11 protein-coding genes are annotated in these 14,378 nt (G+C 37.3%); 4 read left to right on the top strand and 7 right to left on the bottom strand.

The window, feature by feature from the left end:
• Window positions 1–6: 6 nt before the first annotated feature.
• From AC1M9L_RS08380 to AC1M9L_RS08350, 7 genes are all read right to left on the bottom strand, one after another.
• Window positions 7–483 carry a hypothetical protein gene (locus AC1M9L_RS08380; RefSeq protein WP_039890713.1) on the bottom strand — a complete coding sequence of 159 codons (477 nt, stop codon included), beginning with the start codon at window positions 481–483 and terminating at the stop codon, window positions 7–9.
• Window positions 476–2,479, bottom strand: a complete 2,004-nt coding sequence (locus AC1M9L_RS08375) for an integrase (RefSeq protein WP_481591867.1) — start codon at window positions 2,477–2,479, stop codon at window positions 476–478. Before AC1M9L_RS08375 ends, AC1M9L_RS08380 begins: the two co-directional genes overlap by 8 nt.
• Complete coding sequence (locus tag AC1M9L_RS08370; protein ID WP_481591866.1) at window positions 2,476–4,053, bottom strand: site-specific integrase; 1,578 nt, start codon at window positions 4,051–4,053, stop codon at window positions 2,476–2,478. The genes AC1M9L_RS08375 and AC1M9L_RS08370 overlap by 4 nt, the downstream gene beginning before the upstream one ends.
• 4 nt (window positions 4,054–4,057) lie before the next feature.
• Window positions 4,058–5,230, bottom strand: a complete 1,173-nt coding sequence (locus AC1M9L_RS08365; protein ID WP_481591865.1) for a site-specific integrase — start codon at window positions 5,228–5,230, stop codon at window positions 4,058–4,060.
• Window positions 5,231–5,446: 216 nt separating this feature from the next.
• Window positions 5,447–6,022 carry a single-stranded DNA-binding protein gene (gene ssb, locus AC1M9L_RS08360; protein WP_481591864.1) on the bottom strand — a complete coding sequence of 192 codons (576 nt, stop codon included), beginning with the start codon at window positions 6,020–6,022 and terminating at the stop codon, window positions 5,447–5,449.
• 51 nt (window positions 6,023–6,073) lie between these two features.
• On the bottom strand, window positions 6,074–7,438 hold the full coding sequence (locus AC1M9L_RS08355; RefSeq protein WP_481591863.1) for an MFS transporter: 1,365 nt from the start codon (window positions 7,436–7,438) through the stop codon (window positions 6,074–6,076).
• A gap of 172 nt (window positions 7,439–7,610) precedes the next feature.
• On the bottom strand, window positions 7,611–8,696 hold the full coding sequence (locus AC1M9L_RS08350; RefSeq protein ID WP_481591862.1) for a DUF475 domain-containing protein: 1,086 nt from the start codon (window positions 8,694–8,696) through the stop codon (window positions 7,611–7,613).
• Between the two features lie 317 nt (window positions 8,697–9,013).
• Here AC1M9L_RS08350 and tenA point away from each other — a divergent pair, with 317 nt between their 5' ends.
• The 4 genes from tenA to AC1M9L_RS08330 all read left to right on the top strand — a co-directional run bounded on the left by tenA (window position 9,014) and on the right by AC1M9L_RS08330 (window position 14,274).
• A complete protein-coding gene (gene tenA, locus AC1M9L_RS08345) occupies window positions 9,014–9,688 on the top strand; it encodes a thiaminase II (RefSeq protein ID WP_481591861.1) in 675 nt (224 codons plus the stop codon).
• Between the two features lie 172 nt (window positions 9,689–9,860).
• Window positions 9,861–10,232 (top strand): hypothetical protein, encoded by a 372-nt coding sequence (locus AC1M9L_RS08340; protein WP_180028470.1) that lies wholly within the window; start codon window positions 9,861–9,863, stop codon window positions 10,230–10,232.
• A 255-nt stretch (window positions 10,233–10,487) separates the two neighbouring features.
• Complete coding sequence (uvrA, locus tag AC1M9L_RS08335; RefSeq protein ID WP_092766489.1) at window positions 10,488–13,319, top strand: excinuclease ABC subunit UvrA; 2,832 nt, start codon at window positions 10,488–10,490, stop codon at window positions 13,317–13,319.
• A gap of 103 nt (window positions 13,320–13,422) precedes the next feature.
• Entirely contained in the window at window positions 13,423–14,274 is an 852-nt protein-coding gene (locus tag AC1M9L_RS08330) for an AbiJ-NTD4 domain-containing protein (protein WP_481591860.1), read from the top strand.
• Window positions 14,275–14,378: the final 104 nt, after the last annotated feature.

The following is a 14,378-nucleotide window of genomic DNA, read 5'->3' as shown; positions in this document are numbered from 1 at the left end:
TAAATATCAAATTCGTCCCGAGAAGGGGATTTCTTTATCAAATTCTTTCAGAGTCTTTTCAGTAGTTGTATGACTTGGTAAGGCTGTTTCAGGATGAACAGGCTTATCAACATCACTCACTTGAATACCTTTTTGACGAATATGATAGGCAATTTGCTGCCATCTCTTTTTCCATTTCAATTCCTTCTCTTGGAAAAAACTAATTTGTATTTTTAATGATTCTATTTCTGTTTTTAACTCATCAACAGTTTTATCTAAGACTTCTTTTGAAGTGACCTCACCGTTGGATAAAGACTGTTTAGCAACATCATAAGCAGCTTTTATTTGAGGCTTAGCTTGCATGGACTGACGAGAGAATTTGAATCTATCCTCTAAAATAGCCCAAGTTAATTTAGATCCAAAATGACCCAACGCCCATTTGTTTAACTCACGAATAATTCTTTGCTCATCAACTTCTGTCATACGCTGAAACTTACTAGACATTTGAAAGTTCCTCTAAATAAGCTTTTGGGTCAAATTCAATTACACCATTATCTTCTAACTGCTTTGACAAAACATTAATTTTTTTATTGTTGTGCAACTCCCAATCTAGACTTTTCTTCACCCGATTGGATTGCTTTTGTTGTTGGACTGCTTCTTGAGCTTGTACAGTAATAGCAAGAATACGCTTTTGCTCCTCTAGACGACGCTTATCATCTTTAACCCATACATAATCCTTACAGTCAGCAGAACACTGTAAATGGCGCTCACAGGGCAATTGTGAGAAGTTATGAATACATAATCCAGTCCCAACATCGTGTACCGCTTGAACCCTAGCCGCTAATACAGCATCTTGGATATTGATTGGAAGATTAAAAATCTGCTCAGCTAACCTGCCTCCAGCTTCACCATTCTTTAACTGTTCCCTAATCATGAGAGCTTTCTTTTGAGGACTTGTATGCTGATAAGCCTTTGTATCCTTAGGATCTGATCGTCCAAACCATTCTGTTTGTAATAAATCTGACAGCCCACCCTCATCAAGCATCGTATTCAATGTATGTCTAAAATCATGTGTAGTAAATTCAGGGAAATCTTTCACTCCAACATATTTGAAAACCAATTCATCTATATATCTTAAGAAAGTAGTCAACATAGAATGTGTACATTCTACAGGCAACCAATAAGCTTCTCTTTTACCGCCTGACATTGTGTAATAACGCAGAAACATTAGATCATGTAAAAAATACTGTTTTCCAAACTGATCAATGTGAAATGGTGATAATTTTTTGGGGTTAAAATTATATTCACAGTATTTTTTTAGCCCTTGATGAGTCGTATAACAAAGAGGAGATTGTGGTTTCTGACCAGCTATTGTTAGCTTATTATAATCAGGAAAAACCATTCCTTCTTTACTTAGTCTATTATTTGAATCTAAAATATTAGGATTGATTCCTAATTGTATTAAATCTGCTTTATATAGCTTTTCTGGACATTTAAATAAAAACCGTAGATCTACTGTCTGAGTTCTATTCATCTCAAAAGCACTTTCTCTGCATTCTTTTGTAAGAGCCTTGATCTCTAAAATGACATCTTTTAAAATTGGTAATGTATGTGAGGGTAAATATAATTTCCTACTAGGAGTGAAAGTATTTCCTTTAGATGATTTTCTTGGAAAATATTCTAAATATTCCACTCCATCTTTATCATTTTGAATTTTCTGATCAATCAATAAAGAAAGTTCTGAAAATCTACGTCCAGTACAAGCGAAAAAAGTTAATAATAAAATATAGAAACGATATTTATGATTTTTTGGTACATTTTGGTACAGCTGACCAAGTACTTGAAAAACCAATGGTGCTAACACTCTGTCTTTTGTAATCAAAACATCTGGATTATCTAACCGTTCAGTACCAACAGTATTCGCAGAGTCAGGTCTCTTTTGTTTTGAATATTTATAATTTAAAATGTTCTTACATAAACCATTTGCATCTAGATGCCCTGCAAATTCCGCAACTAATTTATGGAAATTATAAGCAGATGACTCTAAATAATCTTTAGAAATTTGGTCACATGCACGCTCTAAATCTTCTCTAGTGATATTATAAATAGATGCGTTACGCTGATTAACAAAATAGGCAATATAACCAATAACGCATATAAATCCTCTCTGATTAGATAAGTTTTGTTGTTTAGAATGCAACCTTAATAAAAATAAAGCTTTTGCTAATAAACTCCACTCACTTCCAAGGGATTCACCTCCTAATTTTGGTGAATAACTGAAGTTCATAGTGACCGAGAAGCTATTTCTTCCACTTTGTTGTAATAAACGTCCTCCAGTTATTTGCCAAACCTCTTCCTCCCACTCAATAAGCTCAAACCCTTCTAGCTTTAATAACTTTGCCTTAGCAATGAGGCTATTAAAGTTCGCCTGTCTATCAGCATGTAAGCTTGTTATGAAAGGTATGATTTTTGATTTTCTTAAAACTTTTTCATTTCTCATACGTAATCCTTATTACAAGATTCTGCCACTTGCGCTACCGCAAGAATGACTTCATCCATTTGAATTCCTAAACGAGAATTTTCATATTTTTCTAAACGCTCATTCCTACTATTAATTAAACTTTCAAGAACGTATTCATGGTCTGCATGTTTATATGGTTGAAATTTTGGACATAAATAACATGAAAAAGGAGGGTCTAAATGACAAATTGAAGCTTCACCGCATACACCAATATCTTTTATCTCATCTTCAATTTGATTACCTGTAAATACCAAGTGCTTTTCAAGATTATCACCATTAATAGCATCCTTTGAAGAATCAATAATTTGTCCAGAAAAATAACTAAGATATTGAGCGAATCCCTTAGCAATAGCTTTATCTAGCTGAATGACAATTTTTCCAGCAAGCTCGAAATATACTTGCACATGCTGTGTATCTGTATGGTCCAAAATCCTAGCAAGAGCAGCTTTACTAATTCCTTCTGCTGCTAAACCAGTTGCAAGGGTATACCGAAGCCTTCTGGCAGAAACATACATTAACTCTTTAGTTAGTGGAGAAATAATATTGTGTCTAATTACAAAGCCTTTGATTAATGAAGTAATCATTGCTGAAGAAAAATTATACGCATTCTCAAAGTCGCCAGAGAATAACGCCGCCTTATTTCCTTCTGTATTGATAAAAATTGGCTTAGGATTTGGAATTCTTTTTTTCTCGTGATAAAGAATCACGTTTGCTTCATCATTAGCTTTAATTAAATCATGAATATAATCAGCGAAAGTAGAATCAATAAATTCTTCTATAAAGTCATCTCTAGGACTTACTAATCTTTTTTTAATCCGTGGTATTCTTAACACATATACTGGATCATCTGAACCTTCAGTTAAATTCACAAAATCCGAATGCCTTAAAAACGTTAAATTAGCAGGATTTCGACCATAAGCAATAGAAAGTGCTACAGCAGCTTTTTCTTGTAAATGTCTAAAATTTTTACTCTGATCTGCCTTCAAAGCTTTTATTAATAGCGGAAGTTCCAGACTATGATTTAAAGGTCCAGAATAAGGATCTTCCATCCGCACAGCTTCTCCTTTAGGATTACCAGGAATAGATATAGTTTCTAAAATTTGTGCATATACTGTTGAAAAACCTAGCTCTGGATAATGTTCAGCTCCATATAAATACCACTGTATTGGTCTATATAGAGTCCAAAGCTTCTGTTCTTTACGACCCAAATTAATCGCATTTTCAACTATTGAAATTAGAGTCTCTTCAATATCTTGAGCAATATTTATAGCCTCTACATTATTTCGGAAAAACTTTACCCAAATATCCTGAAAATGCTGCAAACCTGCATGAGTAGATACTTTTTCAATCTTTTCTATGATGAAAGCTTTTAATACCCATTTAAAATTTTCATTTGGAATTTTTGAAAAATCTAATTTAGAACTAGAAGTATCAATAGCATATGGCAAGTTCCATAAATCACTTGCTGTATTTACCTTTTTTCCTTCACGACTAATAATAAAATCAGGAATCTCCCTCCAACCATTTTCATTAGCAAATAAATTCTGTTGCACAGTTTTAGATTCCGAAAATTTCACGTTGATATTGTCCTAAATACTTATTAGCTTCTAATTCAGTTTCTTTGAATGTATAGACATCTTGTGAAGACAATGAACTATCTCCCCTCAAATATGCTAATGCTTTTTTTCTATTGTCTTCTTCAACACCCGCTTCTCTTAACAACCGCTCCATTGAAGAGGAAAACGTATGCCTCAATGCCTTGGGACTTAAAGTAGATGGTAGTGACTGATAATGCTTTTTTCTAAGAATCTGAAAATATTGAGTTATAGAGGGAAGAGAAAGGGGGGTACCTGATTCATTGAGAATTAGATAATCCCATTCAATATTAGTTTGATTTTGTTGATCTAGCATTTCTCGCCACTTAGTAATATAAAGATCAATTTCTATTGCTAAATTACGATCAATAATATCTAAAACTCTCCCATTTCTCTTAATTTGAGGCCTTGGTCTTCTCATATCATTAACATCAGGTGCTCTACGCTTTACTGTAATCGAAGAAATACCACCAATTTGTACATCTTCCACTCTTAAACTCAATAATTCTCCAGGTCGAAGACCAAAACTAATCATCAACATAACGATGATATAGTTTCTGTGCTCAATTGGATTATCACTACCAAGTTTAGGTTTAGTCAGTCTAAGAAGTTCAGACTTTTCTTGATTAGTTAACCCTTTATTTAGACTTTTATTTGAAGGTGGCGAGTTTATAAAACAGCGATCAAGTAAGGAGATAAGCCTTGTCTTGTATGTGATGTAGTATTGATAATTATTTGATGTGAAAGGTAGAGTCCCTATATACATTTCAATATACCAATTTAAAAACTGCTTAATCGTGATGAGTCTTTGATTAAACGTATCTGGCTTAACTGCAATCTTGATTGTTTTATGTCTTTTTTCATGATCTTTTCTTAAAAACTCTACAAGACTTCCTGTAATTTCAGCTTCAGTAAAAGGTTTCTTTTGGATTAGCCTTTCATATAAGTCAATCTTATGAATCTGAAACCATTGATATAGTAATTTTATTTCTCTTAAGTTCCTGATCAACGTATTAGGGCTTGCGTGCCTTTTGGAAAGAATAAACTCATTTGGTAAAGGTATTGGCATACCATCATCATCTAAGAGTATAGGTAACAACTCTCCAGAGTCATGCACAATTATCTCTACATCCATCTCATAAAATTCCAAACCTAATACATTATTTCTAACACAATAATTTAACAAAATAAATTATATATGCACTTTTAATTTAACATTTTCCACAGTTTAAAAAAAGCTCCTCTTATTTACAAAATAAAAGAAGCTATTTTTCTGTTTAAGTAATTAATTTAAAATAAATTTAAACCAACATAACCTCAAACAACTTAACAAATTACTTAGATATATGATCTAGAACGGTAAATCATCATCTAAATCAGATGGTGCTGTCGCCATTGGCTTCGGCGCTGGTTGATTTTGTGGCTTTTGGAAGCCTTGGTTAACGTTGTTATTACCATAACTAGCTTGGTTACCATAACCGCTACCTTGATTATTATTGTTATAACCACCTTGGTTGCCATAACCACCGCCTTGGTTGTTATTAAAACGTGGTTGATTATAACCTTCACCACCATTTTCACTTTGCTGACGATTATTAGAATCTAACATCTGCATTTGTTCGCCACGGATTTCTGTCGTGTAACGCTCTTGACCATTTTGGTCTGTCCACTGACGGGTACGTAAAGAGCCTTCAATATAAACTTTTGAACCTTTACGTAAATATTGCTGTGCAATTTCACCTAAACGATTATGTAAGACGATACGGTGCCATTCTGTTTGTTCTTTGCGTTCACCTGAGTTTTTATCTGTCCAAGATTCACTTGTTGCAATTGAAAACTGCGTTAATGAACCACCATTGGGAAATGTTTTTGTCTCAGGATCTTTACCTAAAGTACCAACTAAAATAACTTTATTCACGCCGCGCATGTGCTCTAATCTTCCTATTCGATTCTATGTTTTACTTTATAAGAGTTATGATTAAATGGCTACCTCTTTACCCAACAAGTGCGTTAAATGTTGTCGCGCAGTGTCATCTAACTGCTGCTTATCAACTTTGACATAGACCACTTGTTGATCAGTCATCACCACGACCTCTTCAATACCACGAATTGCCAGTAACTGAGAAGTCCATTCATCTGTTTCTTGGACTTTGGGCAAACTCAAAATCAGTGATGATAAATAACGTGGCTGCTTTAATCCAAAACTAATCAACAGCCAAAGAATGGCAATTCCTGTCAGTACCCCCCAGCCTAGAGCAGTGTTATTTAACATCAGCAATTGCCCACCCAGTATACCACCAAAAAAAGCACCTAAGAATTGACCACTGGCATTCACACCCATTGCTGTCGCTTTGGATTGGATAGGTGCTGCCTTCGATAACCAAGATGGCAGTAGTGCTTCCATCACATTAAAGGCAATAAAGAAAAGACCTAAACCAAGCAACAAAATGTATTTCGATTCAAATCCAAAAATCATCACGATCAAACCGGCGATGATCCCAGCAATCGCAGTCAGAAAAATACCTCGCATTTTTCGATATTTTTCAGCAAGAATGATACTAGGAAAAGCAAAAAATAAACTGATTACCAATAAGGGAAGATAGATCAAACCATGCTCAGCTAAAGGAATATCTGCAAAGTCAATCAATTGAGAAGGCACATAGATGAACATCGCCGTCAGCAATAAATGCAAAGCAAACACAGAAACATGTAAGCGATTTAAATCGCCCATTTTCAAAACTTGTTTTAGCTGAGTGAGATAACCTTGCTGAAAATTTTTATGATGACGTGTTGTTTTGGGAACAAGAAATAGCATTGCAATGGCAAGTAATCCCATGAGTGTGGTCACCCAGAATAAGCCTGAAATACCCACCACGCTGGTCAACCATGGCCCTAAACTAAATGCAATAACGAAAGAGAGACCAATACTCATCCCCATCATTGCCATCGCCTTCATACGATTTTCTTCACGCGTAACATCTGCCAATAACGCCATGACGACAGCAGAGACAGCTCCACCCCCAGCTATTGCACGCCCTATAATCACACCATAGATTGTGTCTGACATTGCGGCGATTGCACCACCCAAGGCAAACAGCAATAAACCCAATACGATCAGCGGCTTTCGGCTATAACGGTCTGCAATCAAACTAAAAGGAATTTGTAGTATTGCCTGAGTCAAACCATACACACCTACGGCCAAACCAATCAAAGCAGGTGTTGCATATTCATAAGCCTGTCCCGCAACAGAAAAGACCGGGACAATCATAAACAGACCTAACATTCGCAATGCAAAAATGCTGCTCAATGCAAATGTGGAACGGCGTTCTAAGGCATTCATCATAAAATTTAGGTTATCGCGTGATTTCTATGTCTACTTTGATTATAGAATATTCGGCTGATGAACAGGCATGAATTTTATTTGAAATAAAGATCAACACCATCTGTTTTCCCTAGAACAAAGGCCTTAAGCAAAAAAAGCACAGCTTGTGCTGTGCTTTTTTCGATGTGTTCATCTAGCCTTGTAGCGCTTGACGTTTCTTATATTGAATAGATGCAATCACTGCCCAAACAATAAATGCTACACCAATCAGACCTGTTACCACTTCAGGAACATGTACGCCCGTACCACTCGCAATCATAATGAAAGCTAATGCACCAATTGCATAGTGCGCACCATGTTCTAAATAGATGTAAGCATCTAATGTGCCTTTCTCAACGAGATAGATGGTAATCGAACGAACAAAGATAGCACCAATCGCAAGACCTAACATAATCACCACAACATCTGAGGTAATCGCAAAAGCACCAATCACACCATCAAAACTAAATGATGCATCCAATACTTCTAAATACAAGAACCCGCCGATACCTGCTTTGACTACGCCTGTTGGCACACCATTACTATCGTGACCAATTGCATTACCATTTTCATCAATTTCAGGCTCACCACCCAGCAAATGGCTCAGTACTTGTACCCCAATATAAATGACGATGCCCCAAATACCCGCCATAGTCACGACTAAGCGTTTAGCTTCATCAACATTAGCAGCCATGATCAGTAAAGCCACTAAAGCAACAAATACAGATAGTGCAGGTACAGATGCCAATTTCGCTAAACGACGCTCAATCCATTTGAACCAATGCGTGTCTTTACCATCATCCAAGAAAAAGTTAAGGAATACCATCAATAAGAATGCACCACCAAATGCTGCAATTTCAGGATGATGATTCATCAGTCGTGCCGAATATTCTTTAGGGTCATTTAATGCCAAATTGACAACTTCCATCATGCCCATATCCGCTGTGACCGCGACGATCACAATTGGGAAGATTAAACGCATACCAAATACTGCAATGAGAATACCCACAGTCAGGAAAAGCATTTTCCAAAAGTGATCCCAATGACGAAGCACTGAAGCATTGACGACAGCATTATCAAAAGAAAGTGAAACCTCCATCACAGCTAAAATTGCAGTGATGGTCAGTACGGTGAGCATGGTCTTGAGGCCAGCTTCTGGACCATGGGTATAACCCCAATAGGCAGACAGCGCAAGACACACGATCGTGAATACGATAGAGAAACCAAAATGTTTCCACATAATCTAGCGACCTTATAAAAAATGAGGTGAATCAATAAAAATTTTACAAAACATAAACTTAGGATTTTTATATGACGAATATTAAGTGAAGTCTGTGCTTAGTGATTTGTAAAAATTCTATAAATTGAATGTCTGATCTCTAGCGCTAAAAGACACTCAATTAAACTGTGCTAATTATGACGAGTTTTCAAAATTTATCCAAAGTTCTTCGTATGATTTTTTTGTTGAAGATGATGTATCGCTCAAGCTAGTTTTGTAACGACAAATTGATATGATCTTAGCTGATACCTAGAGATGATTTTATTCAGGATGGATTTATGCGTTTTTCAGAAGCCGTTTGGCAACGAAACTACGATTTATATCAAAAAACATTAGCACTCCCTTTTAACCAAGAACTGGCGCTTGGAACACTCGATCGAGAAGCTTTCTGCCATTACGTCATTCAGGATGCGCATTACCTGGTTGCCTATGGTCGAGCATTGGCTATTTGTGGTGCTAAAGCATATGACTCCGATGCCATTATTCAATTTACGCAAGGTGCTAATGAAGCAATTGTGGTTGAGCGTGAACTGCACAATGGTTTTATGCACGAATTTGGCATCACTAAAGCTGATTTTGAAAATACACCTTTGACTGCTGCTTGCCATCATTACACCTCATTTCTGACAGCTACTGCATGGTCAGAGAGTTATCCTGTCGTTTTAGCTTCATTACTGCCGTGCTATTGGATTTATGCGGAAGTGGGCAAAGACATTCTTAAACGTAATATTGCAAATAATCCTTATCAAGCGTGGATTGACACTTATGCTGGCGAGCATTTCAACGAAGAAGTACGCAAAGTCATTGAAATTATTGACCGTGTTGCGGCAGAAAGCGATCAACATACCATTGAAAAAATGCATCAAGCTTACACACGGGGAGCTGAACTCGAATATTTATTCTGGGATAGTGCCTATCATCAACGTCAATGGTTAAGCCTAGATCACTCATGATGCTATCACCTGCATAACCAAATTAAAGGTCGGTGATCTAAACTGCATTGCCGACTTTCAGGCTCATTTCGATTTAAAAGGATTTAAGACTGGATTTTAAAGCAAACTTCAAGCACAATTATTATTGATAATAATTCTCATTATCATAAATAAAATTTACTTGAGGTTTTCTATGCAACATTCACTGGGAACAGAAGCAATCCGTGCATATTTCACTTTACAATGCTGTTGGTTAAATAATGAAGAAGTTTATTTAGAAAAAGGCTGTACACACTGTGGATCTGCTGCCACATATCTCATTTATTTTACCAATCATCATATTCAAAATTTAATGCTCGACTTCATTGCTCAATACTCTTGTTCAAGCTCTATACGTTTTGATTTTCTAGATTTACAACATTTCGAAGCGGAATATAACGATTTTCTTCAACACTTAGAAAAAGAAGTGAATTTTTACGCACGTCAACATCATGCTATTGAAAGACATATATGTTTTGAACAGGTGGACTCTATTTTCGAACGTCACTATTCACGTGCTTGCTGATCAATATTCACCCGAAATTCACTTATACTTAACATCCTATGGCTCATCATGACATCAAATTTGCGAATTGATTCTGTCTTGTTCATCTATTTAAAATCAGATTGCAGGAGCTCTCAAAGCACTTTACATTGGACTTTTGCTGTTCAATGAAATTTTACCGACATAATTTGTCGTGTTTTATTCTTCATTTGTGCTTGAACAAAATTAAATCGCTATCATATATCACCTTCACTCAGCATATTTTCGAGATGTTTTATGAGCCAAAGTCATATCCGTATTCGAGGCGCACGCACCCATAACTTAAAAAATGTGAACCTTGATATTCCACGCGATAAATTCGTGGTGATTACGGGACTTTCAGGTTCAGGTAAATCTTCACTGGCTTTCGACACCTTATATGCAGAAGGTCAACGTCGCTATGTGGAATCTTTATCTGCCTATGCACGCCAATTCCTGTCACAAATGGAAAAACCTGAAGTCGATTCGATTGAAGGTTTAAGCCCAGCTATTGCCATCGAGCAGAAATCAACCAGTCATAACCCACGTTCAACGGTCGGTACGATTACTGAAATTTATGACTATTTACGTTTGTTGTATGCTCGAGTGGGTACACCCTACTGCCCTGAGCATGACTTGCCGATGGTGGCACAAACCGTCTCGGAAATGGTTGATGCGGTTAAAGCACTTGAAGAAGGTACTGCTTTATTGTTACTTGCTCCTGTTGTACGTGAGCGCAAAGGTGAATACACCAATTTATTTGAGCAATTACAAAGCCAAGGTTTCGTCCGTGCACGTGTAGACGGTGAAATTATGGAAATTGATCCACCGCCTGAACTGGATAAGAAGAAAAAACACACCATTGAAGTCGTGGTCGATCGTTTTAAAGTCCGCGATGACCTAGGCAACCGTATTGCAGAAAGTTTTGAAACCGCACTGCGTTTAGGTGGCGATATTGCGATTTTGTCATGGATGAAAGGCGAACAATCTGATCGTGTGTTTTCAGCAAAACACTCATGTCCTGAATGTGACCGTGCCGTTGCCGAATTAGAACCTCGTCTGTTTTCTTTTAACAACCCATTTGGTGCTTGCCCAGTCTGTGATGGTTTAGGGACACGCAGCCATTTTAGTTCTGACAAACTCATTCCAAACCCTGAAGTCAGCATTAGCCAAGGGGCAATTCGTGGTTGGGATCGTCAGCGTCCATACTATTACAGCATGATTGAAAAAGTCGCTGCACATTTCGACTTTTCTCTTGATACGCCGTGGAATGAACTTGATGCGGAAACCAAAAAGAAATTCCTTTACGGTACAGGCAAAGAAAAAATTGATTTAAGCTATATCGATGAACGTGGTCGCCGTCATAACCGTGTGATGGCTTTCGAAGGGGTTTTACCACATTTAGAACGTCGTTACCGTGAAACTGAATCAAACTATGTACGTGATGATTTAGCTCAGTATTTATCGAATGCTGCATGTGACGCTTGTGGCGGTTCACGTCTCAATGAAATTTCACGTCATGTGCGTGTCAAAGACAAAACCATTGCCGAAATCACCAAAATGTCGATTGGCGATGCCGAAAGCTACTATCAAGATCTCAATCTTGAAGGCGCCAAAGGTGAAATTGCCGATAAGATTTTTAAAGAAATTCGTGAGCGTTTGCACTTCCTCGTTTCTGTAGGCTTGAATTATTTAAGCCTTTCCCGTTCTGCCGAAACCTTATCAGGCGGTGAAGCACAGCGTATTCGTTTGGCATCACAGATTGGTGCAGGTCTTATGGGCGTGATGTACGTGCTGGATGAGCCATCGATTGGTTTGCATCAACGTGATAATGACCGTTTGCTTGAGACTTTGGTTCGTTTACGTGATCTCGGTAACACTGTCTTAGTGGTAGAGCATGATGAAGATGCCATTCGCGCAGCCGATCATATTATTGATATTGGTCCTGGTGCAGGTGTGCATGGTGGTCATGTCATTGCCGAGGGGACTTATGATGAATTGGCAGCCAATGAGGATTCTCTGACCGGCAAATACCTTTCAGGTAAGTTAAAAATTGAGGTGCCGAAAACGCGTGTACAACCACCTAAACCTGATGAGCAAATTAAGCTGATGGGTGCATGTGGTCACAACTTAAAGAATGTTGATCTCACCATTCCTTTAGGTGTTATGACCTGTGTGACGGGTGTATCGGGTTCAGGTAAATCGACTTTAATCAACCGTACCTTGTTACCGCTCGCTGCAACACAATTGAATGGTGCAACGACACTGACTGCGGAAAAATTTGACTCGATTGATGGTTTACAATTCCTCGATAAAGTCGTAGATATTGACCAAAGCCCAATTGGACGTACACCGCGCTCAAACCCTGCAACTTATACAGGTTTATTCACGCCTATTCGTGAATTGTTTGCACAAACCCCAGAAGCCAAAGCACGTGGGTATGCCGCAGGTCGTTTCTCGTTTAACGTGAAAGGTGGTCGCTGTGAAGCCTGTGAAGGCGACGGCATGATTAAAGTGGCGATGCATTTCTTACCGGATATGTATGTGCCATGCGATGCCTGCCACGGCAAGCGTTATAACCGTGAAACATTGGAAGTCGGCTATAAAGGTAAAAACATTTCTGACGTGTTAGAGATGACCGTTGAAGATGCAATGCATTTCTTTGATGCGATTCCTGTCATTCATCGTCGTTTAGAAACTTTACATCAAGTTGGTTTGGGCTATATTCGTTTAGGTCAGTCGGCAACCACGCTTTCAGGTGGTGAAGCACAGCGTGTGAAACTTGCACGTGAGTTGGCGAAGCGTGATACAGGTAAAACACTGTATGTGCTTGATGAGCCAACCACAGGTTTACATTTCCACGATATTGCGAAACTTTTGGATATTCTTCATGAGCTACGCAATAAAGGTAATACCATTGTGGTGATTGAGCATAATTTAGATGTCATTAAAACTGCCGACTGGATTGTGGACTTAGGTCCTGAAGGTGGTGCCGGTGGCGGTATGATTATTGCTGAAGGTACACCTGAAGAGGTGGCAAATAATAAGGTTTCGCATACAGCGAGATTCTTAAAGCCAATGTTGAAATAATCTCCCCTAACGCCTCTTTAACAAAGAGGGGGAGGATTTTTAAATAATAAATTTTTATGCTAAAACGGTGATTAATTCACCGTTTTTTTTATTAGGGGAAACAATGCTGTTTTCAGAAAGATATGGTTATAAAAGTGTTCGAGAAACTATTCAAAAAGAGAGTATTGATGAAAGTTTAAGAAATAAATTATGGTCTTTACTTTATGAGCATATTTTTTCTCAAGATTTATCTTATGACAATATTGCTAAACATTTTTCCCCTTTAAGAGTAGAACTATGCAAAAACTTCTTTAAAATTCCGATTGATGAAATACTTCCACCTATACAATTTAATGCTTTCATAAAGAAACACTTATTTGCAGGTGAATGGTTTAAATTTTATGATTTAATAGAATTCATCATAAAAAATCAAAATAATTCTATCTATGTTGATTACAAAACTGTTTTTGATATCAGAAAATTTATAAAAGAAATTAACGTAGTTCTAGAATCCGAGCAGTCAGTATATAGATTAGTTGCCAATCAAATTACCGAAATCACATCAGAAGAAGAAATCCAATCTATCGAAGAAGCCTTAGAAAATTCAAATCCATTTTCAGGTGTTCAACAACATTTAAATCAAGCTCTAACACTTATGTCCGACCGCCAAAATCCTGACTACAGAAACTCGATTAAAGAATCGATTAGTGCGGTCGAATCTATTTGCAAGACTGTTACAAAAGACGATAAAGCCACTTTAGGAAAAGCACTTAAAATTATTGAAGATCAGTTCGGTTTACACCCTGCACTTAAAGGAAGTTTAAGCCAACTTTATGGCTATACATCCGATAGCGATGGTATTCGCCATGCAATATTAGAAGAATCTAATCTAAGTTATATCGATGCAAAATTTATGCTCGTTGCGTGCACCAATTTCATTAACTATTTGATTGAGAAAACCAAAGATCAAAACTGAAATTTAATGACATGACAAGCGACCTGGATGTCGCCCGTTTGATTAAGATATAAGGATGCATCCTCAATCAAACAAAAGCATTTTGCCTACTTTTTTCTTTCAAA

The sequence above is a fragment of the Acinetobacter sp. ANC_7511 genome (assembly GCF_056779975.1).
The sequence above is the reverse complement of the archived record's forward strand: the minus strand, read 5'-3'. Positions and strand labels throughout refer to the sequence as shown.

What these genes read in the sequence shown, in the direction of transcription:
- AC1M9L_RS08340 (WP_180028470.1), top strand. Translation starts at nt 9,861, where the DNA reads ATGCAACATTCACTGGGAACAGAAGCAATCCGTGCATATTTCACTTTA.
- ssb (WP_481591864.1), bottom strand. Translation starts at nt 6,022, where the DNA reads ATGCGCGGCGTGAATAAAGTTATTTTAGTTGGTACTTTAGGTAAAGAT.
- AC1M9L_RS08355 (WP_481591863.1), bottom strand. Translation starts at nt 7,438, where the DNA reads ATGATGAATGCCTTAGAACGCCGTTCCACATTTGCATTGAGCAGCATT.
- AC1M9L_RS08330 (WP_481591860.1), top strand. Translation starts at nt 13,423, where the DNA reads ATGCTGTTTTCAGAAAGATATGGTTATAAAAGTGTTCGAGAAACTATT.
- AC1M9L_RS08365 (WP_481591865.1), bottom strand. Translation starts at nt 5,230, where the DNA reads ATGGATGTAGAGATAATTGTGCATGACTCTGGAGAGTTGTTACCTATA.
- tenA (WP_481591861.1), top strand. Translation starts at nt 9,014, where the DNA reads ATGCGTTTTTCAGAAGCCGTTTGGCAACGAAACTACGATTTATATCAA.
- uvrA (WP_092766489.1), top strand. Translation starts at nt 10,488, where the DNA reads ATGAGCCAAAGTCATATCCGTATTCGAGGCGCACGCACCCATAACTTA.
- AC1M9L_RS08375 (WP_481591867.1), bottom strand. Translation starts at nt 2,479, where the DNA reads ATGAGAAATGAAAAAGTTTTAAGAAAATCAAAAATCATACCTTTCATA.
- AC1M9L_RS08380 (WP_039890713.1), bottom strand. Translation starts at nt 483, where the DNA reads ATGTCTAGTAAGTTTCAGCGTATGACAGAAGTTGATGAGCAAAGAATT.
- AC1M9L_RS08350 (WP_481591862.1), bottom strand. Translation starts at nt 8,696, where the DNA reads ATGTGGAAACATTTTGGTTTCTCTATCGTATTCACGATCGTGTGTCTT.